General features: G+C 59.1%; 20 protein-coding genes. All 20 read right to left on the bottom strand.

Annotated features, from left to right (window positions below):
- Nucleotides 1-2: 2 nt before the first annotated feature.
- The 20 genes from trbC to mobH all read right to left on the bottom strand — a co-directional run bounded on the left by trbC (nt 3) and on the right by mobH (nt 17,718).
- Nucleotides 3-716, bottom strand: coding sequence for a type-F conjugative transfer system pilin assembly protein TrbC (gene trbC / locus BXA07_RS27510; RefSeq protein WP_076572831.1), 714 nt, complete (start codon nt 714-716; stop codon nt 3-5).
- A 49-nt stretch (nt 717-765) separates the two neighbouring features.
- Complete coding sequence (locus BXA07_RS27505) at nt 766-1,773, bottom strand: TraU family protein (protein ID WP_076572829.1); 1,008 nt, start codon at nt 1,771-1,773, stop codon at nt 766-768.
- On the bottom strand, nt 1,770-2,396 hold the full coding sequence (gene traW, locus BXA07_RS27500) for a type-F conjugative transfer system protein TraW (RefSeq protein ID WP_076572827.1): 627 nt from the start codon (nt 2,394-2,396) through the stop codon (nt 1,770-1,772). The genes BXA07_RS27505 and traW overlap by 4 nt, the downstream gene beginning before the upstream one ends.
- A 10-nt stretch (nt 2,397-2,406) precedes the next feature.
- Nucleotides 2,407-2,739: a hypothetical protein gene (locus tag BXA07_RS27495; RefSeq protein ID WP_076572825.1), complete on the bottom strand. Its 333-nt coding sequence runs from the start codon at nt 2,737-2,739 to the stop codon at nt 2,407-2,409.
- Between the two features lie 15 nt (nt 2,740-2,754).
- Nucleotides 2,755-3,279: a conjugative transfer signal peptidase TraF gene (gene traF / locus BXA07_RS27490; protein ID WP_212592375.1), complete on the bottom strand. Its 525-nt coding sequence runs from the start codon at nt 3,277-3,279 to the stop codon at nt 2,755-2,757.
- Entirely contained in the window at nt 3,276-3,620 is a 345-nt protein-coding gene (locus BXA07_RS27485; protein ID WP_244556427.1) for a hypothetical protein, read from the bottom strand. Before BXA07_RS27485 ends, traF begins: the two co-directional genes overlap by 4 nt.
- 5 nt (nt 3,621-3,625) lie before the next feature.
- Nucleotides 3,626-6,193, bottom strand: coding sequence for a type IV secretion system protein TraC (gene traC, locus BXA07_RS27480; protein ID WP_244556426.1), 2,568 nt, complete (start codon nt 6,191-6,193; stop codon nt 3,626-3,628).
- A 26-nt stretch (nt 6,194-6,219) separates the two neighbouring features.
- Nucleotides 6,220-6,882, bottom strand: a complete 663-nt coding sequence (locus BXA07_RS27475; protein WP_076572819.1) for a TraV family lipoprotein — start codon at nt 6,880-6,882, stop codon at nt 6,220-6,222.
- Between the two features lie 2 nt (nt 6,883-6,884).
- Complete coding sequence (locus BXA07_RS27470; protein WP_076572817.1) at nt 6,885-7,661, bottom strand: DsbC family protein; 777 nt, start codon at nt 7,659-7,661, stop codon at nt 6,885-6,887.
- A complete protein-coding gene (locus tag BXA07_RS27465; RefSeq protein ID WP_139335808.1) occupies nt 7,645-9,027 on the bottom strand; it encodes a TraB/VirB10 family protein in 1,383 nt (460 codons plus the stop codon). Before BXA07_RS27465 ends, BXA07_RS27470 begins: the two co-directional genes overlap by 17 nt.
- A 6-nt stretch (nt 9,028-9,033) precedes the next feature.
- Nucleotides 9,034-9,840: a type-F conjugative transfer system secretin TraK gene (locus BXA07_RS27460; protein ID WP_076572813.1), complete on the bottom strand. Its 807-nt coding sequence runs from the start codon at nt 9,838-9,840 to the stop codon at nt 9,034-9,036.
- Nucleotides 9,791-10,393, bottom strand: coding sequence for a type IV conjugative transfer system protein TraE (gene traE, locus BXA07_RS27455; protein ID WP_076572811.1), 603 nt, complete (start codon nt 10,391-10,393; stop codon nt 9,791-9,793). Before traE ends, BXA07_RS27460 begins: the two co-directional genes overlap by 50 nt.
- A gap of 16 nt (nt 10,394-10,409) precedes the next feature.
- Nucleotides 10,410-10,709 (bottom strand): type IV conjugative transfer system protein TraL, encoded by a 300-nt coding sequence (traL, locus tag BXA07_RS27450; RefSeq protein WP_076572809.1) that lies wholly within the window; start codon nt 10,707-10,709, stop codon nt 10,410-10,412.
- A gap of 44 nt (nt 10,710-10,753) precedes the next feature.
- The gene (locus tag BXA07_RS31465; RefSeq protein WP_244556425.1) at nt 10,754-11,134 is read right to left on the bottom strand and encodes a hypothetical protein; all 381 of its coding nucleotides are present in this window, start codon (nt 11,132-11,134) and stop codon (nt 10,754-10,756) included.
- Nucleotides 11,135-11,305: 171 nt separating this feature from the next.
- Nucleotides 11,306-11,731 (bottom strand): OmpA family protein, encoded by a 426-nt coding sequence (locus BXA07_RS30980; RefSeq protein ID WP_076572807.1) that lies wholly within the window; start codon nt 11,729-11,731, stop codon nt 11,306-11,308.
- A gap of 269 nt (nt 11,732-12,000) precedes the next feature.
- Nucleotides 12,001-12,561, bottom strand: coding sequence for a lytic transglycosylase domain-containing protein (locus tag BXA07_RS27435; RefSeq protein ID WP_076572805.1), 561 nt, complete (start codon nt 12,559-12,561; stop codon nt 12,001-12,003).
- A 153-nt stretch (nt 12,562-12,714) separates the two neighbouring features.
- A complete protein-coding gene (locus BXA07_RS30530) occupies nt 12,715-13,221 on the bottom strand; it encodes a hypothetical protein (protein WP_076572803.1) in 507 nt (168 codons plus the stop codon).
- 155 nt (nt 13,222-13,376) lie between these two features.
- Entirely contained in the window at nt 13,377-13,991 is a 615-nt protein-coding gene (locus BXA07_RS27425; RefSeq protein ID WP_083708581.1) for an IncC plasmid conjugative DNA transfer DtrJ family protein, read from the bottom strand.
- Nucleotides 13,985-15,898, bottom strand: coding sequence for a conjugative transfer system coupling protein TraD (gene traD, locus BXA07_RS27420; protein WP_076572801.1), 1,914 nt, complete (start codon nt 15,896-15,898; stop codon nt 13,985-13,987). Before traD ends, BXA07_RS27425 begins: the two co-directional genes overlap by 7 nt.
- Before the next feature lie 2 nt (nt 15,899-15,900).
- Nucleotides 15,901-17,718, bottom strand: a complete 1,818-nt coding sequence (gene mobH, locus BXA07_RS27415) for a MobH family relaxase (protein WP_076572799.1) — start codon at nt 17,716-17,718, stop codon at nt 15,901-15,903.
- Nucleotides 17,719-18,245 lie beyond the last annotated feature (527 nt).

Here is an 18,245-nt window from a genome sequence, read left to right as displayed (position 1 = left end):
GGCTATTTCCTCATCTTCTCCAGGAAGCGGCCGGCGCTGTCGGCAAAGCGCGGTGCGCGTTGCTCGATGGTTTTGAGCGCGTACTCAAGCGAGACGTCGCCGGCGACGCGAACATAAGCATCCGGCGCGAAACAACTCCCTGCCCCGCAGGCCTGGGCGGGTGCGCCGGCACTTAGTAAAACGAAGGTCGGTGCCTGGCGTACGGCAAAGCGGTCAAATGCCTGCGGATCGATTTGCCATGCCACCTTGCGCTCGCCCATGATTTTTTGGACATGCACTACGGTTTTGACCAGTGATCCGTCGTCCAGGCCCCGTAGTAACAGGGTCGCCTGCAGCTGCGCCGCTTGCATCGCCAGTTTATTCAGCGCGGCTTCCGGCATGGCGAAGGTCACAAAGACCAGCAGCCGGTCGCCATTCAACGCGGACAGCGCGATTGGATTGGACGCCGCTTCATAGCCTTTGGCAATGGCGCCCAGATCAACGGGTGGCGTTGGGCGAGGCTGGGGCAAGGCGTCGATCCGCATCCGTGGCGTAGTGGAAGTTGGCCCTGGCGGCGGGTCTTGCGGCATGGGATTGGCCCGTACCGCGCGGGCGATATCCTGCTCGGTGATGACCGGCTGCAGCTTTTTGGCACGTTCGATGTCCGCGTCAGTGATCGTTGGTATCGCCTGCGCCGCCACGGCCTGGGCCAGGAACAGAGAACTTAGCCCTGCCATGGTACGCAGTGCAGCAGGCCTGGCGCCCGCAGAGGGCACTTGGATCGGATTAGTAGCCAACACAGCAGTTCCTTTTTCGAAATAACATAAACGCAAAATCTTCGTCCTTGACCGGGTATTCCTTGCCCGCTCCCCAGGCGATGGTGGTGCGGCCAAAAGGCTGGCAGCATTTGCCCAGTTCCTTGTCGGTGGCCGGAATGGGATACGTCAGCTGGGATTTGTAGGCCGTCTTGTCCATTTCCGGCAGGAAGTACGGACCGCACAGCCCTTTCTGGCCATGCATGCCCCATGTCAGCAGTTCCCGGTGCATCTTGGCGGTGAGGCGCTGCATCATCAATTCAGCGGTGCGCACCCCGCCCACGTGGTAGGCCGCGTGACCATCGAGCGGGAAAAGACCTCCCTGACAGCCGGCGCACCAGAACAATTCCGGGCGGCCAAATCCCGCCGTGGCAGCAACGCAGTCCGCAGCGCAGGCGGCGACGGCGCCGGGATTGGCGAAGAGGACCGTTTCCGGATTGATAATTAAGGTGAGCTCGTCATCCCCCCACACGGGGTCGACCTCGGTCACGTACGCGACATCGAAGGAGCCAGCCTCCAGGCAGGGGAAATCGGCGACCGCCTTGAGCCAGTACATGACTGGATTGACATAAAAATGCGCCTGGTAGAAGGCGTCCTGGGCGCCGCCTGCGTCCGTGGCCCGGGCGGCTTCCGGCGCAGGGATGCCCGGATTGAGATCGATGCCACCGAGGGACACCAGGCAGAAAGGTTTACGCACCACTTCCACGTGGCGCACGGGTTCCCAAAAGCCGATGGACAGGCCGATTACCGGATTGACTTTGCACGAACAAATCGGACTGGACGGATTGGCGGTGTCTTCCTGGCCGCCCAGGTTGCCCAGGGTGACGCTGCCCAGGGAGATCGGCAGGATGCATGACCAGCAGATATCCGTGATCGGGTTCGGGAAGGCGCCAGTGCAGGTTCCGACCGGCCCCGCCTGGGCATGGCCTGCCCCGATGAGGAGCAGGATCAAGCCGATGGTGTGTTTTAGTCGGCTCATTTGGCCACCACGATTTCGTCGATGCGAAGGCGCATGCCTTCCTGGTAGACCAAGGCCGGGACGTGTGCGATGCCAAAGCGCCGTACTAGCCTGCCCTGCTGATCGAAGTAGATACGCGTTTTCCACTGTTTCATCAGCTGCAAATACGAGCCGCCGACGAGTACCGGCTTGATCCGCGCGCCATCGCGCTGGAGCAGGCTGCGCGCCATCCTTGCCTGTCTCGGATCGCGCGCGTCAAAAAACAGGAGTTTCTTGGACATGGACGTGATCGCGAGCGGATTGGTGCGGGTGCCTGCAGGGAACAAAACGTGACCCTGTGCATCGAGGATGTTCTTGTCGAGCACAAACGTGGGATCAACATAGACGGTTCGTGGTGCCTTCGCCAGCGTCAAACCAGCGACCGGGGCCGGATTGGCCACGGCCGCCCTTCCTTTTGCGACTGCCTGTTCCTGCAACTTGTGAAGCTGGCCGCTCTTTTCCAGCGCACGCAGGCGCTGGGCAATCATGTCGAGCAGGTTTTGCTCAACAATCGGATACGTCGGCCCGATCGCGGCCAGCTCCTCCGCCTGGGCGGAGGAGCCGATGAGGCCACTGGCCAGCAACAGGATCACAGTGGTACGCACGATCCGCCTTTTAGTGGCAAGAAATGGACGCACCCAGATCACGCATCTTGACGCGATCGCTGTCCTTCGCCGCCGCAATCATCTGCGCCACCAGGGGATCGCGAGGAGTGCCAAAAAACGCTTGCTTGAGCTCCTGAAGACTGAGCAGGCGCTGACATTTATTCGCATACGCAAGCAGATAATGTTGCGCCGCTGAATGCACCGTCGGGGAAACAGCGTCGAGCACAAACAAGTAATTCCCCATGGAGTCTTCGTAAGGAGGCTCGGCGGCGGGCGCCCATCCAGGAATGGCCAGCACCAACACGGTAGTCAGGGATGCGAGGGTTGATTTCATTGAAAGCATGATTTACTCCTTGATTTAAAAAATGGGAATGACGACGCCCAGGACCGCGTCGGCATGTACCAGGCCATTGATGCTGTAGCGTGAATCAAAGCTGTCCTGGCTGGTGCCTTGCATATAAAAATACGATGGCGGAATTACCGTGTCGGCGATAGGATCGAGCCGGAGATGTTTGACGGTGGTATGTGTTTTGGCAACTCCTACCTCTTCGCCATTAATGAAGACGTGGCGATCCCGGACGGTCACTTTGTCGCCGGCCACGCCGCGCACAATCTTGAAGAATGGCTGGTGGTACAGGCCGGGGAAGATGCGGTACGCCGCCCCTTCGAATGCATAGATCACATAATCCCCTCGACGGATGCCGTCCGCCCGGTAGTCGACCACTGCGACCGTGTAGGGCAAGCTGGGGGTCACGTTAAACAGAATAGGCAAGCGCGGTGTGGCATCGATAAACAGACGCACATAGGCCAGTGTCCAGATCACGACCAGCACCAGGTACAGATACCAGCGTCTGCGCACATGCTGAAAGAAATCGCGGGTCACAGTTTCACCTTTTTTCTGAGCAATGGAGTGAGATCGAGCAACGTTGCGCGGCTGCCGATCACCGCCGTTTTATCGACCACCAGGCATGCGCACTCTTGCGGCAATTGCGCCAACGCAGCAGCAAAACTGGTGACGAATCGTTCAGCATCGGCTATCGCCTGCCGCCGTTCCATGTCGGTACGGCTGGCCGCCACCACGTTAAGGTACTGTTCCTGTTTTGCATGGAAGACGTTCGCCGCGTCGACGACCCCGATGACCAGCATCGGTCGCAGCACCAGCCGGTCATATGCCGCAATGCCGATTGCCACGAGGCAGGCCGATACGAGGATATTGATCAGCATGATCCTCATTGGAGTCCCCTTTCGGCCAGTACCCGGGCGATGGCCTCGTCGATGGAGTAGCCTTGGGCACGCAAGGCATCAATCGGCTTGTTATCGGCGAGTTTGTTCGAGAACAGCAGCTGGGTGGCTGGATCAATGACCAGGCGTACGACGCCCTCGCCGATCGGCGACGAGACATACATTTCCGAAAAGGCGCCAGCCTCGGTGCGTAGCGATTTGAGCAGCCGCTTTTTGGATGCATCCATGACGATGCGCTTGTTGCTTTCCAGGATGTCAATCGACTCCGGTTTTTGCCGCAACAGGAAAACCCAGTCGGAGCAGTTGAAAGCGGCCGTCATTTGCACCGAACCGTAATAATCATCGGCACCCTGCGTCGCGGTGCCCAGTGCACCACCGTACTTGCGCGCACGCCGGGCTGCTTCTTCCACCACGGCGGCCTTGACCGGATCGTCTGCACCGATCTCTCCAAGCTGTTGCTTGAGTTCATCGATGATCAGGAGCTTCTTGCGATCGCGGTTCAGGTACATCTCGCCGGTGATCTGGTACATCAGCAAGATATTGACGACGGCATGCAGATCTGGCTTGCGTTTGAGTTCTTCGTTTTCGATCACGACGAAGTCATTCGAGAAGTCGACGTTGTTCTTGCCCTCGAAGAAGCGTTCGTATTGCCCGCCTTTCGAATACGGATTGAGCATGATGGCAAGATCGCGGATGCGGTCATCACCTTGAATTTCGAGTTCGGCAATACTGCCGGTCTTGAATTCGTCGCGCAAAGCGGTGATCGTCAGATCATTGCCGTAGGACTTCCATAGTTTCAGGAGGACCGTTGAAATGGCCTTGTATTGCACTTCTTGCAATTGCTGACTCATGGAACACATCTTCGCCAGGGCAGGCAACAGCATATCGATGTCTTCGTGAATGTCATTGACCGCCGTAAACGGGTTCAAGATGATCTTCGAGCGGGGGCTGAACTCGACATGCGTGCCATTGGCTTTCTTGCACAGCTTCTCGAATGAGCGCCCCAGATCAAGCAGGCGCACTTGTGCACCGCCGGAGCGGTATGACCAGGCTATCTCGTTGAGGGTGACGGACTTGCCGGAACCAGGAGCGCCGACGACGGCAAAATTGTAGTTGCCCAGGTCGTTGTCATACAGGTCCAGCGTCACGAGCTGGCCGCGGCGGCCGGCGAAGATGAGTGTTGGCGTGTCTGTTCCCCGCCATTCCGCCAGCAGGGGCGCGAGATGGATGGCGTTCGACGTGGATTTGCGCGTCACCCGCTTCATCTTCTTCATGTCATTGTGGAATGCGGGCGTCAGGGTCATGGGCAAGCTCGCCAGCAGCGCCTGGCGGTGCATATACACATCGGCATTGAGTTCAAAGCCGCTGGCACGCCAGATGGCCTTGGCCGCTTCTGCCGCCGCCGTCGCCTCGGCGGGCGGGCAGAAGATGGCCAGCTGGTGGTACATCGAGACGAGGTTGCCGCCGACATCCATGGCGTTGGCGACGGCATTCCAGTCTTCCTGCTTCTTCTGCACGTCCGGCATGATGGCGGCCATCTTGCTGCCGGCGTTCTGTGTCGCGCGGATATGGTTCGCCGTAATCAATGTCCGCGTCGTATTCGTATCGAGGATGTGCACGCCCATGGTGAGCAGGAACGGTGCACGGTACTGCAGTGCCGGTTGCATGGCGTGGCCGATGAGCGCACCCATCTGCCAGAGGGCGAAACGTCCAGGAAACGATTTAATGGAGAAGAAGCGTGCTTCCACCTGCTGCGGCTTGCCTGGCTTCGAAAACCGGATGCCTTCGTTGGTCGGCTCCTGGACGGTATCGAAGTCCACAATCTGATCCCGCAGTTCCCTTCCCTCATCGTAGTGAATCCATGGGATGAAACCATCTGTGAGCCGGTGCGGATTGGTGAACAGTGCGCACCAGTTGATCAAATCGGCCGCATTGCATTCTTTGCTGGGTATAGAGGCGGCGTCAAGGGTGCTTGCCATCGAGTCGCGCAAACCGATTGCCGCTTCGCGCTTGCCGATATCATCGGCGCGTCCATCCACCGTGACGCTCATCATCAGTCGAAAATCGCGCAGCGTAAAATGAAACCCCTTGGTCAGGGATTTCTGGCTCCCGGCCAGCAGATGTTGCACGCGCTGGCGTGCCAGCTGACGGTACAGGTTGCTGTTCCGGGCCGGCCGCCCCCACTGCTGCGAGTTTTCAAATTGATCCTCGTCTTCCATACGCATGTTGGCATATTGGATCAGCGGGGCGCGGATGTCCGGCGAGCCAAACAGATGAAATTGCACACCCGTGTTGGCGGGACAGTTGGTATACAGGCTTTGCAGCACCTCCACCATGCGTTCGTCGGCGCCGGCCTGGGGCATGAGTTCCAGCATGAAGCCGAGCCGGTGATGGCGATTAATGAACAGCTGATCGGTCTCGACATAGGGACCGTACGGTAGCCAGCTGGCAAACTGATCCTTGGAAAACGCCTCGCCTCGGCTTAATCCAAACAGATCCCATAGGCCAGCGCGAATCCCTTCGCCATCGGTTTCTGGCATGAAGAACTTGAGCATATTGGTCCTCTCTGCTTTCAACACCGCTATTGTTTTGTTGCCGACGCTGGAGACGGCGCGCCTTCTGGAACCGGCGTGACGGCCCCGAGGGGAGGATCGGCAAGCGCTCCCGCTGGCAGCGAGGTTGGCCGTGTTTCGGCGCCGGAGTTGGCCTGTCCAGAGGGAGACGCAGTACCCGAAGATGACGCCTGCTGAGGTGCGGGCGGTTTCAAGGGAGCAAAGGCATCACGGATCTGCCGCTGCGCGTGGGCGATCTGCCAGCGGCCTGGGTCTGTTTGCAGGTAGACAAAGGACTGATCGTGGAGATCATGGTCGCTGTCCTCCCACGGTTTAATCCAGAGCCGCATGACGCGCGGTGGCGAGCGCAGCGCGGCGGGCTCGAATGCAGGAGATCCCTGCATGGCGCTGCCGCTGGATGCAGCTTTTAGCATTGTGTACATGCTGCGCGGGGCTGAAGGTGGCCTGCCCTTGGCAGCTGCCCCTTTGGCCGCCGCGCCGCCGCCCAATGTCAACGAGTTGTAGTAATTGCCGGATACGGAGTTGCACTGCACGCCTTCCGGCGCCTTGCAGGCATACTCGGACTTCCCGCCCAGGCCTGTCATGTCGCCGCACCCGGCCAGGATCGTCAGGCAAACCGCTGTGACGGACAGGTTTATGGCACGGAATGAAATCGATGGATTCAGTTGCATGATTACTCCTTTGGGTTCTTGCTGGCTTGGTGGCGCGACGCGGCCTGCGCCAGATGGGCCTCGATTTCGCTGGCACTGATAAAACCGGTTTCCCGTGCGCCATCAGCAAAGAAGAGGGTCGGCGTGCCCTGTACGCCCAATTTGCTGGCCAGGGCCAGGTTGCGGTCGAGCGGATGGGAGCATTGGGCTGGTGCGCCCTGCCCGTCCAACGTGCCGCTGACGGCGCTGCGCCAGGCAGCGATGCGGTCGGCAGCACACCAGATGCGCAGAGGTAAAACCTGGTCCTGGAACGGCACCATGAAGTTGTAGATGCGCACGTTGGGTACCTTGACCAGTTCAGGTTCGAGCTGGCGGCAATACGGACAATGTGGGTCAGTGAAGAGATAAAGGACGCGTTCGCCCTTGCCCTGCGTGGAGATGATCGCATCGGCCAACGGCAACTGGCGTACATTGATAGCCGCTGCCGTCGGCGCTGCCGGGTTGGCCGCTTTGGTACGCTGCTGCAGTTTCGCTGCGGTCAGGTCGCGCATGGCGCGCAGATCGACCAGGCGGCCAAAAATCATGTAGTCAGGGCGGGTATCGGCGACAAAGCCGACGTTCTCTCCCATCCACACCTCGAAGACGCGGGGGATCGGCGTCGCCGTGACAGTATCAAAGGCCGTGCCGGGATAGGATCGCTTCAGCGCGGCGAGCAGTGTGTCCTCGGCCGTACTGGCGTGGGCGACCAATGTAGCGGCGCAGGTGAGCGCGGCGAGGGCCAGTCTAGTCAGCTTCGTCATTGGGAACCTCCATCGTGCGCTCGGCAAGGCCGAGCTGATCCTGCCTGTCCGCGTCGCTGCGTGACATGGGCCGCGCGGGAACGCGTACGCCGCGAGTCAGCACCACGTCCACTTTGCGGCCCGCATGCACCTCGATGACGGGAAATGTCTGTTCGGCCAGTCGGATGTAATAGTTGGCCAGGTTGTTGAGCGCGCTCCCCATGCCGTTGCCAATGCCGCGGCGGAATTGATCGCCGGTGCCGCCGGTCGTCGTCGACAGGGTGCCAAACGGCGAAGTCGTAAATGAAGTGTTGCCTTGTGCAAAACCCTGGCCGATTCCGCTGACGATCCCTGCGCGCAGGCTGTTGGCCAGCAGCTGCCCCTGTTTGGAGACCAGCGTGCCGCGCAGCCCCAGGTTGCCATCCTCGCCAAAGATGTTGCCCTCGATCTTGACCTCGACCACCGAGCGGTCGTAGCGGATGCAGGAGAGCACGTCAGTGCGCAGGTACGCGCGTTCGGAACTGATGTCGCCATAGCCGGAGGCAACCACAAAGCATTCCTTGACGTCCGCGCGGAACTGATTCGGCAGGATGGCGGCGGTTGAAATCTTGATGAGTGCTGGCAGCGGATTGCTTTGGGCCTGGCCGCCCGTCGGCGCATCGATCCCGCCGAGCAGTTCTCCTGGCAGGATGCCGACTGGCAGGAAGTCGTCCAGCGTGTTTGCCGGTTTTACGCCATTGCCCCCGGCCTCCTTGGCGGCCTCAGTGTTCCCGCTGGCGTCCGTCGCGGCCCCCAGGGACACGCGGATCATGGGGGCGGGCGTCTCCGTTGGCTCGTTTGGCCGCAGTACGCCGGTGTTTCCACTGGCTACGTCGGTGGCGGGCGATCCTGGCGGCACGTTGCCACCGAGTGGCGTGCCGGGAGGGTACTGCGATGGAGCCGGCCCCGATGGCTGGGCAATGGGCGGCGTGACGGGTGCGGGCGGCGCTGGTGGCGGCCCTTGTTCTGCCGTGGCGACCGTTTTTGCTTCCAGATCGGCCAGGCGCTTGAGCAAGGCTGCTTCGACGGCCTTGTGATCGCTGTTGATTTTGTCTTGCGCTTCCTTGTCGCTGTCATATTGCGCCAGCTTCTTGCCGGCGTTGCCGACCCATTGGTCTTCCGGCGAGATCTGGCCCGGCACCATCATGCTGGCACCATCCACATTGACGGTGGCGCGTTTGTCGGTCGACTTGGGAAGCTGCCGGGCGGGGCTGCCGGACTCGGAATAGGCCAGTACCGCCCACAGGACGCCAATACAGGCTGTCACGATACTGGCGGCGGCCAGGTACTGCTGCTGCCGGGGCGTCAACCGTGCCGTGCAGGATTTCAATGTTTGCATGATGCGCATGGCGGCTCACTCCCCTGCCCTGATGACATAGACTCGCGTGCTTTCATTCGGACGCAAGTTGAGGTTGTCGATGGCGACGGCCAGGACATCGCCATCGTCGCGGTCAAATTCCTGTTCTGCGAGCACCAGCGGCGCACCGCTGATATTGCTGAGCGCATAGGTCTCGCCGATGAAGCCACGGCCTTCAAACTGGCGGATGAGCTTCATTTCCGCTTCCGCCCACAGCAGGCGCGCTTCGTCGCGCTCTTCCATCCGGACGTCGTCGGGCACCTGCTCGGAAGCCATGAACATCAGCATCGATTTCAGGGAGCGGATGAATGTGGCGGACCTCCCCGGCGCCGCCCCGTCGGCATTGGCTGCCTTGACTTGGCGTCTGGCCGACTTGTCTGAGATCACGATGGTGTCTGCAGGAACCTCCGCGCGGTTCAGGCGCAAGGTATAGGTGGCCGTGGCGGACGAAATAAATAGGTTGATCGGCTTGGCAGCAGTGCCCACCGGTTGAATATAGATTTCGCCTTTGGCCAGGTCGCAGGCAAGCGACAGTTGGCCGCCGGGATTGACGGCAGTAACGCCACCTGGCGCCACGGGCAGGCTGGCGTCAGTCGGTTTGGGAGCACAGTTGCTGCTCGAGTAAATGTTGCCAACGACGTCGATGATCTTGGCGCCCTCGATGCGGATGCGCGTGGGTTCATGTGCGGCGATGACCGCCTCGATGGTGGCGCCGTCCCTGACCTCTCTGGTCTGTACGGCCCAGGCGGGCAGCTCAACGAGCCCCAGCAGCAGCCACGCCAGTGGCAGTATCCGGTTTTCCATCTTTCAACTCCTTGAAATCTTTCAAATGCACGCGCGCGCCCCTGAAGGCGAAGTCCACGCGGTAGGTCTTGAGGTTATCGGAGGTATTGGCCCCGTTTACCTGGGTTTTGAGGTAGCCGGTCATCGTGACCGATTGCGTTTCTTCGTCAGGTACCAGTTGCTGCATCTGGAAGTACGTGCTCGCATTGAGCTTCTTCAGTCTTGCCGCCTCCAAATCCTGGCGGGTCTTGATGCTGCCGGCGTTCTCCGGAAGGCACCAGCTGAGCAACATGTCCTTCTTCCATTCGATCGACTTCGGCGTGACGTCCAGCATCAGGTAGGCGATATAGCCGGACATCTGCACCAGGTAATCGTTGCTGGCCTTACCATCCTCGATCCAGAACGTTTTATTGATAGCCGGCGGCACAATGACAGTGCGTTCCGTGCCCGCGATCCGCACAATGATGGTCAACGCCAGCATCAGGCAAACGGAAAGGATGCCAATGGCCAGCCGCTGGTCAAATACGCGGCGCCGCAGAGCGCCCAGGTCATCCTGATAGGTTTCCAGTTTCACGGTGCTCTCCTTGGTCCTACCCGACCATCTTGCGGATATGCGAAGGCGGGGTCGAGCGCATGGACGTCAACGGGCTGACAGGCAGGTACCAGTATGCCCAGTGCAGGACAAAGGCCGGATGCTTGTCCGCTTTTTTGCGGCTGAGCCAGCGCGACACGGCGACGCCGGCGCAGACCGCGAGGAAAAATCCGAGTTTGCTGCTGGCCAGATAGCCGACAAAGATGGAAAGGAGGACGGGAAAGGCGACATCAAAATCCCATAGGCCAATCTTCCATTGGTCGTCTAGCCGCCGGGGAATATAGGTATCGGCGTGCATGGCGCCCTCCTTTCGTCGATGTGCAGCGTATCGGTTGGCCTGGTTCAGATCGTGGCGCCCATGATTGAGCCGCCGATGATCAGCCCAACCGCGCCGAAAATCGCCATGCCGATGTAGAACAGCACTGGACTGAAATTTCGCAGGGCGGTCAGCGAGATCAGGGCCACCACGAAACCGATGAAGCCGACCAGTGCTTTCACGCCGGGGGCCAGTGCGGCCAATTGCGTCAGTGCTGACGTCAGCGGGCCGGTGATGCCGGTAAACGCGACGAGGTCGATGGCGGTGGCGGGAATACCGGCGAGCAGGCCCAGGGTGATCAGAGTCAGCAGTGCCAGGACCTTGGCCGCAGTAGAGACGCGCAGGCCTAGCGGCCGCTTGCCGTGTTGTCTGAAAGGGAGAACTGTGACGTATTGCAGGGTGTTCATATGCATTCCAATCGTGATCGTGAAGAAAATTGTCTAAAACTGTCTGAGCGGGCGGCTAGGTGATGCGGCATGGCGGCGTGGGAGGACCACGGACGCGGCAGTGCCACGCGAATTTGCCCGGCCGGCACGTTACCCGTGCCGAAGTCAGGTTGATCAGGTGAGTTGGGGTTCTCATCTCTGCACCTGCCGGGGTGCGTCGGCGGTGAGGCTGAGCTCTACCCTCCGGTTGTTCTGGCGGCCCGTTTCGGTCGCGTTGGCGGCGGCGTAACAGCAAGCACCGCTGCTTCCCACCTCAAGCTGGACTGCAGGTACGTGCAGATGGCGGCGCAGATAGCGCTCGACCCTGGCCGCGCGCTGGTGTGCGATGGCATCGTTCAGGGCCGGCGTTCCGGTGTTATCTGTTCTGCCAGCGATACGAATATGGGACGCTGGCTGCACCAGCGTGAGAAATTGCTGAAGAACGTCCTGGGCCGTTCTATCGAGACGGGAAGAGCCCGGCGCAAAGTACACCGCAAGTTCGGTGACATCGGTCAATTCATTTTCGTTCGCTGCACCGGTTCCCACGGGCGTCCGCTGGGTGCTGGCTGCCGCGATCATGGTGTGCGGCACCTCTTCAATGTGCGCATCCCGTCTTGCCAGCGTCTTGGGCGTACGCGTAGGGCAAGCTGGATCGATACACAGGCCGTAGCGTGCATGTCTACCGTAGTTAAGCTGGGTGATGTGCTGCAGGTGGGACCCAGGCGTGGCTGTGCGGGAAGGCAGTCCTGCAGGTTGTGGCTGGGTATGCACATTTTCGCAGGAGGCCATCAGCAAGCAGGCTGCAGCCACTCCTGTGGCGGCTCGTGTGGCAAGAGCAATAGAGCGTCTCATGTCAGCCCCACTGCCACCAGAGCAGGCTGCGTTGGGGCGGCCGATTCAGCTCGCGTATTTTTCTGCGTCCGGTACTTGTCCCGCAGCGTAGCGCGGCGTATTGCCGGCGGCCTGGTATTGGTGAGAAAGCCGTATACGCGCCAGGCGTAGCGGGTGCGCGTTGCCTGGCATTGGGCAGCATCCAGTTTGGTACACGAGGCGTTGTACGCACCGATCGCCTCCCAGGTATTGCCGTACCTGTGCAGCTTTTCCACGAGAATGCGGGAGCCAGCATGAATGTTTTTGCAGGGCTCATGCAGGTCTTGCTCGGTCACCCCCAAATTGCGCAGGACCCGTGGATTGGAATTGACACCCATATAGCCGATATCCACGGTACCGGTTTGGCGCAGATGGCGGCGATTGACTGCGTTCGGATCCAGTGACGATTCCGCTTGAGCAATCGCATAGAGCAGCGGTGCCGGGACATTGTGGCGAATGGCGGCTTGATCCCAGCAAGCCCAGGCGGAACCCGGACAAACAACGAGGATCGCGATGAAGCACGAAAGAGACCGTTCCATGGCAAAGAGCAGGCATGCCCCCGAAAGCGTTGATCCACCCGGCGAGCGCAGACGCCGGACCAATAAGGGTGTAGATCGGGTAAGCCTGGCATCAGCCTGGCAAGGTCACTTCGGGTCGCATATCCGTTTGCGGTATGCCTTACCATCTGTCCTTTATGGCAGATGTGATATTGCTCGCTCGGCGATATTGCGCCGTGCCTGTTCAAATATTTTGCTTTGCGCCCCGTCTTCCAGCAGCGCCAGGGCGATGCACGCGGTCGTAAACTGTCCCAGATCGAATCGAGGATGGGGATGCCGGTTCATTTCTGACTTCTGCAGCGCCAGCAACAATACATACTGAGCGCGCCAGATTTCCTCCTGTCGACGCGGCATGCATTGGTCGCGCAACACCATCCGGGTGTGCAAAAACGAAAAAATATGCTTCGCCGGTTCCGGCTGCGCAAACACTCTTGCAATACAAGCACTAATCAGATCGGGATGCCGCAATTTGGGCGAACAATTGTGATGATGGTTGAACAGCTGGTCGAGCTGGTGAAATTCCTCCAGCCATACCAGTGTACCGACCGTTTCCTCACACCCGGTCGATGAGGCCGCAGAACGATGCGTAGCGGCCTTGTGAGCAGAAGATGAGGACGGTATCGGACGATATTCAGTATTCATGGCGACTCGAAATCAAAAGTGGCTACGTACGACATCATGCTAGCGCATCGCAGTATCAATGTTTGTCCAAAAAGTCGCGCTTTTTGTGGACTATTTGGATTAACCCAGTTTCCCTTCGATAGGTAGCGATGGCTGCAAGGCTGCGAATGGGACGCTCACGCATAGTGCACTGCCATTTGCCCGGCCAGCCACGCAACCACGAACAACATGGCAGGTAGCAGAAACGGGGACAATTGAACAGGAAGCACACACGCGACAGCCAGCAGACAAACTAGAAAAATCGCTATCCCCATCGCAGCCGCGAACCACTCCGGGTGCTGCCTGGCGAATTCCAGGCGTTTAATTCGCCGGCGCACCAAAGCGTCCACGATACAGGCTGTCATCAGCACCACGAACGTTGACCACCACTGTACGAGGCCGGCCAGTCGATACAGCGCCAGCATGATCAACGTATCGAGCGAGCGGAAATAACTGCTCTGAAAAAGCTGCAGACGTACCCGCCCCAGGCTATTGGCGATGGGTTGTGCGACAGGATCTCCCTTCACCTCGTGGGCGGGAACCGATGCCGGTTCGATGGCCAATGCAGCTTGATACTCAAACAATCGGCTCAACACGCGGCGTGCGTACGGACTCCCCCAGCAATCCGCACTGGCAATATGTTCTGCGCGAATCTGCGCGACAAATCGCTGCGGGGGAAAGGCTGACGGCAGGTACAGCACCAGAATCAGGAGCACGCTCAGCGAAACAATGGCCGTCAACCGAATCAGCATGTCTCCCCCTTTTCCTTCTCTTCAAGGCTAGCATCGTCCACGCCAGGGTCGATCAGCGTAAACCGTCCCTTGTAGACGTGGCCGCCGGAAACTGAGGCGAAAAACTGCAAATTGGGCAGCTTACCCAGGATCGATGGCGGCACCAACTCGTTGACTTCCTCGCTCAACTGCGTTGAATCGACCGCCGTATAATCCGTGAAATGGCCATCTCTGGCCGTGTTATGCCCCACTTTCATGTTATGGATAGTGGTCTGCCCCAGTGTTTCATTGATGAACTCCTGCGTGGGCTGATCCTTGGTTCGAAAAGCGATGAGGTTATTTAAGTTCCCCAATGCCATGCGTGCCGCCTCCTGGCTGCCAAGGCGTTTTGCCAGGTCGGCAATCGTCTGCATCGCGGCCGTGGTGTACAGCCCTCCTTCTGCCCCCTTGTTCAGTATCTCGATCAAGGGTTGATTGATCACGTTCGATAGCTCATCCACAAACAGCGAAATGCGCCGCTCTCCTCCCAGGTTGTAGCGAATTCCTGAACGGGCCGCCAAGTCGGCCAGCGCCATGGCGCCGATGGCCGTTGCAACGGAAGGATCTGGCAACGAGTCCAGACACAGAAGCAGTACGTGTCCGGCGCGCTCGATCTTTTCCAGATTCATGATCGGACGCTGATCATCTGCATCAAACGGGTCCGGAGACAAGCTTTTCCCAAGATCGCCGGATGTCAGCATGGACAAGATCGGTAAGAGATTGGCGGTTATTTTTTGATAATGTTCGCGGTTATGCTGAAATACCCGGACTTGCGAACTGACCACCGGATCACGCCGAGCCTCATGTACGTGGTGATCGTAGTACGTCACATACGCCAACAGTTCATGACTCGCGGCCGGCGTCGGCGATTTGATCTGCCCTCGCCGTGCTTTATCCAGCAAGCGCACCATCTCAGGTGTGCTACGCCACTGCATGCCAAGGAGCTCTTCATAAAAACGCTCGAGCGCTTGTTCCAGGATGGGTTCGACGCCTCCTTCAATATATTGCTTCAGCTTTGCCAAATTCGGGCGCCTCTCCAGTTGCACCATCCCTTGCACGACCACATTCACCGCGTCCCAACCAAATGCGCTGAACGTTCCGGCTGTGTCCGGCGGCATGATCGACTGAATACGGGAAGCGACTTCGGTAGGTTTTTGCCAATTGAACGTAAAGTCGAGACGAACACCCGTTTCCGGAAAAGCTGGATGAAACCAAAGAAAGCTGTCTGGCTCGCGATACAGTTGACAGGCCTTCATGACCAGTCGCTTGAGACGGCGTGAATTTTTCGGATCAATAATCATGACGACATCACCACGTCGAATCGCTTGGAAAATCAACCAGCCAAGGCATACCCCTTTGCCGGACTGAGTGGTTCCGACCACCAAGGTTCCCCCTTCAAAATTCTGCAAGGGCCGCATCAACAAGCGCTCTTCCGACTCGACACCATGAATCCAGGGTAGGCCAATCTCTGCGTCGGATTGTGGATTGGGCTGATATCCCAAAGCCCGTATGAGCCAGGGAGAAATGGTCATGGCGCGGTAATCGATCTTGATCAGCTCGTAGAGGCGCTGAGAGTGTAGCGGCAGCCAGATAAAGCCCAGGCCGAACGCGACCTGTTCTGGATCGCCTGTCCAGGCCGCCAGCCGCGAAATTGACACCATTTCCATCGCGCGGCCAGACAACGCGGCACGAGTACGTATGACGCGCAAGGCTTGCCGGCAGCGGATCAATGCGACGAGTATTGAACTAAAGATGACAGTAAAACCCGCACGTGGTGGCAAATGATCAGGTATCAGAAAGTAAAAAATGGCGGCGGCGAGCATCCATGCCAGGGCGGCAGCCGCCTCAATGGGACCACGCCACGGCATTTCATACCGGCGCAGCAACATGGTCAACCTGCGTTCAAATCGACGGTGGTCGCGCCTGCCGCATCCATACCTTCGACAAACCGGCTGGCGATAACCATGCCGGCCAGTTGCTTGCCATGCAGGGCGTGGTATTCAACAGGCTCGGTCCCTGCTGGACCTGCCACCAGCATGTTGGCATCGGCAAGTGCGCGTTGCGCCATCTTCGCATCCGCCTGTCGCGCGACGAAGGCATCCAAGGGGACGAACAGGCCGGACGCCATGGGATAACACGCAGGTGGCAAGCTCGTATCATTGAGAGACTGCACGATCGCCTGCAGTACCTTGGCAATGCCAGGATTGAGGCGAATCGGTGCGCGTAACGAGTAGCGTCCCTTTGCTGGCTGCATTGGCTCGGTATTTGTAACCTTCTTCGCCCTTCCTTGACGAGCACCCGCAGGTGGTTCGATACCAGTGTCCGCCACAGTTGGGGGAACCGGTGGGATGGATGGCAACGACCACTGACGATCGCTCACCTCCGGCGGCGTCTCTGGGGCAATGCATTCGCCCTGAACCTGGGAGGATGCCGCCTTCGCCTGCCGTGGTGTAGCATCATGCTCCGTAGCTGGCACCTCGTCATGAGCGCGGTGGACAGCAATGTCCATGTCCAGCGCCACTGGTGGCGGGTGCAACACAGCAAGGACAACGCCTGGCGTCACCAGCTTCAACGCCTCCAAGGGTTCAGGGGCGCCTGGCGGCCGGATTAACCAAACAGACTCGTCCGAATTCATTGGCAGGATGATCCCGGCATCGCTCAGAATTTCCATGGCCTCTACCGGGGAGGCAGGTAAGCCATACAATCCCTCGTCTTCCAGCAAGGTGAGTATGTCGCTTATTCCGTTCGGCCACACCAGAAACAGGCCGTCCCGCCCGAGCCACATGCGGGACCGTTCCGCATTGGGCCCCCATCCCTGATGTGACTGCACGAGCTCGCGCATTGCTTTGAGCAGAAACCTGGCAAGGTAAGCCCTCGCGCGGGCCTTGCCTGCTTGCGTGTCGGCTTCGCGCAAGTCTCGGTAGATCACCAAAGTCGATGCACGATTGACGAGATGGTCAATGACGTTGTGATCTTGATATTTCACTTCACCACTGATCGCCGCAAGCATGTGGGCGACGATCATCGAGTCGTCGTGACTCAGGTAGGCCAGGGTATCTGGCGGCAGGATCATCGGTAGCGCGAACAATGACAGGGAGCGGCACTCCTGTCTGGCCTCACCCCATCGGACGAACAGACGGTCAACCTCGTGTTTGTCAATCCACTCCCCAAGGGGTGCCAGGTATGGCTGCCACACGGTTCCATGCGCATCACTCACAACGACCGTGTCCAATACGCGGTAGAGGTACGCGCATAAACCCGCGGCGAACGTAGCAAAGCGCCAGCGTGGCTCCAACTGTCGACGGGTTGATATCGTCGCCCTGCCAGCGAAAATCTGCGAGTCTGTCGCTTGCAGTGCGAAGAATGCGGTCTCCATGCCCAGGCGGACTAAACCTCCAGGGCGAGCAAAAAAACTGTCCTGCGTCGCTGGCAAGACATTCACGTAAGAGATGTACTTCCTGATGAGCGGAAGCATTTCCTTGGCAAAGGCCTTCGCATCGCCGCCATAGGCCAGTTTGATGCGCCCCAGGATATCCCGATTGTCGTCCGAGATCGCATCGACACTCCGGGGACGTATCCCGCCGTCACGCGCATGGCCGTTAATGGGATGTAAACGTTGAGGACAGGTGGGCGTGGCTTGACGGCCGCGATCACATTGACGATGGTGGCCATGCCAACCCAGGTATTTGAAGAGATTCACTGTGGCCATAAGGAACACTCACGTGGCTATGTGAGCATTATGGCTCTGCAGATCAACGTACGTCCAAATGAAAACAGGCCTTTCACTGCGACCATTCATCGACAGAATGACGAGGAATTCAGCGGTGTAACGCCCCTGCCAGCACTTGGCTGCAATCCATGCGTGTAGTCGATGCTAAAAGATCATGCAGGATGCAGGTCCGAGCTCAAGCGGCAAGTAAATACTCCCAAGGTATTTCATCTCTCAGCACGAGCCAGACACCACTTACACGGCGAGGTCATCGACAACCAGGCACCCTCCTTTGAGCGAAGCTAGATGTACAGGAAGTTGAGCCTCGACAATCGGCCGGAGCATAACGATCTGCAAGACTGTAGCCAAACGGGCAACCCCGTTGAGAACACGGTTACCATCCTGTCTCTGGCAACCGTGAACGACCGCTTACGCCCCAAAGCTGCCGTTGCCAGCCCCCATACCGGAGCGTGGCAGCCTAGCCAACGGTGGTGAAGGCATAGCACCTAATTCTTAAACGCTAGCCA

Origin of the sequence: Janthinobacterium sp. TND4EL3, from assembly GCF_900156175.1 — a bacterium.
Classification (GTDB): domain Bacteria; phylum Pseudomonadota; class Gammaproteobacteria; order Burkholderiales; family Burkholderiaceae_D; genus Janthinobacterium.
Note: the sequence above shows the minus strand (reverse complement) of the source record. Positions and strands in the feature narration are given on the sequence as shown.

Excerpts from the sequence above, each read along its gene's own strand:
- trbC (WP_076572831.1), bottom strand. The coding sequence starts at position 716 with ATGGCAGGGCTAAGTTCTCTGTTCCTGGCCCAGGCCGTGGCGGCGCAG.
- BXA07_RS27505 (WP_076572829.1), bottom strand. The coding sequence starts at position 1,773 with ATGAGCCGACTAAAACACACCATCGGCTTGATCCTGCTCCTCATCGGG.
- BXA07_RS27495 (WP_076572825.1), bottom strand. The coding sequence starts at position 2,739 with ATGCTTTCAATGAAATCAACCCTCGCATCCCTGACTACCGTGTTGGTG.
- BXA07_RS27485 (WP_244556427.1), bottom strand. The coding sequence starts at position 3,620 with ATGCTGATCAATATCCTCGTATCGGCCTGCCTCGTGGCAATCGGCATT.
- traC (WP_244556426.1), bottom strand. The coding sequence starts at position 6,193 with ATGCTCAAGTTCTTCATGCCAGAAACCGATGGCGAAGGGATTCGCGCT.
- BXA07_RS27475 (WP_076572819.1), bottom strand. The coding sequence starts at position 6,882 with ATGCAACTGAATCCATCGATTTCATTCCGTGCCATAAACCTGTCCGTC.
- BXA07_RS27470 (WP_076572817.1), bottom strand. The coding sequence starts at position 7,661 with ATGACGAAGCTGACTAGACTGGCCCTCGCCGCGCTCACCTGCGCCGCT.
- BXA07_RS27465 (WP_139335808.1), bottom strand. The coding sequence starts at position 9,027 with ATGCGCATCATGCAAACATTGAAATCCTGCACGGCACGGTTGACGCCC.
- BXA07_RS27460 (WP_076572813.1), bottom strand. The coding sequence starts at position 9,840 with ATGGAAAACCGGATACTGCCACTGGCGTGGCTGCTGCTGGGGCTCGTT.
- traL (WP_076572809.1), bottom strand. The coding sequence starts at position 10,709 with ATGCACGCCGATACCTATATTCCCCGGCGGCTAGACGACCAATGGAAG.
- BXA07_RS31465 (WP_244556425.1), bottom strand. The coding sequence starts at position 11,134 with ATGAACACCCTGCAATACGTCACAGTTCTCCCTTTCAGACAACACGGC.
- BXA07_RS30980 (WP_076572807.1), bottom strand. The coding sequence starts at position 11,731 with ATGATCGCGGCAGCCAGCACCCAGCGGACGCCCGTGGGAACCGGTGCA.
- BXA07_RS27435 (WP_076572805.1), bottom strand. The coding sequence starts at position 12,561 with ATGGAACGGTCTCTTTCGTGCTTCATCGCGATCCTCGTTGTTTGTCCG.
- BXA07_RS30530 (WP_076572803.1), bottom strand. The coding sequence starts at position 13,221 with ATGAATACTGAATATCGTCCGATACCGTCCTCATCTTCTGCTCACAAG.
- BXA07_RS27425 (WP_083708581.1), bottom strand. The coding sequence starts at position 13,991 with ATGCTGATTCGGTTGACGGCCATTGTTTCGCTGAGCGTGCTCCTGATT.
- traD (WP_076572801.1), bottom strand. The coding sequence starts at position 15,898 with ATGTTGCTGCGCCGGTATGAAATGCCGTGGCGTGGTCCCATTGAGGCG.
- mobH (WP_076572799.1), bottom strand. The coding sequence starts at position 17,718 with ATGGCCACAGTGAATCTCTTCAAATACCTGGGTTGGCATGGCCACCAT.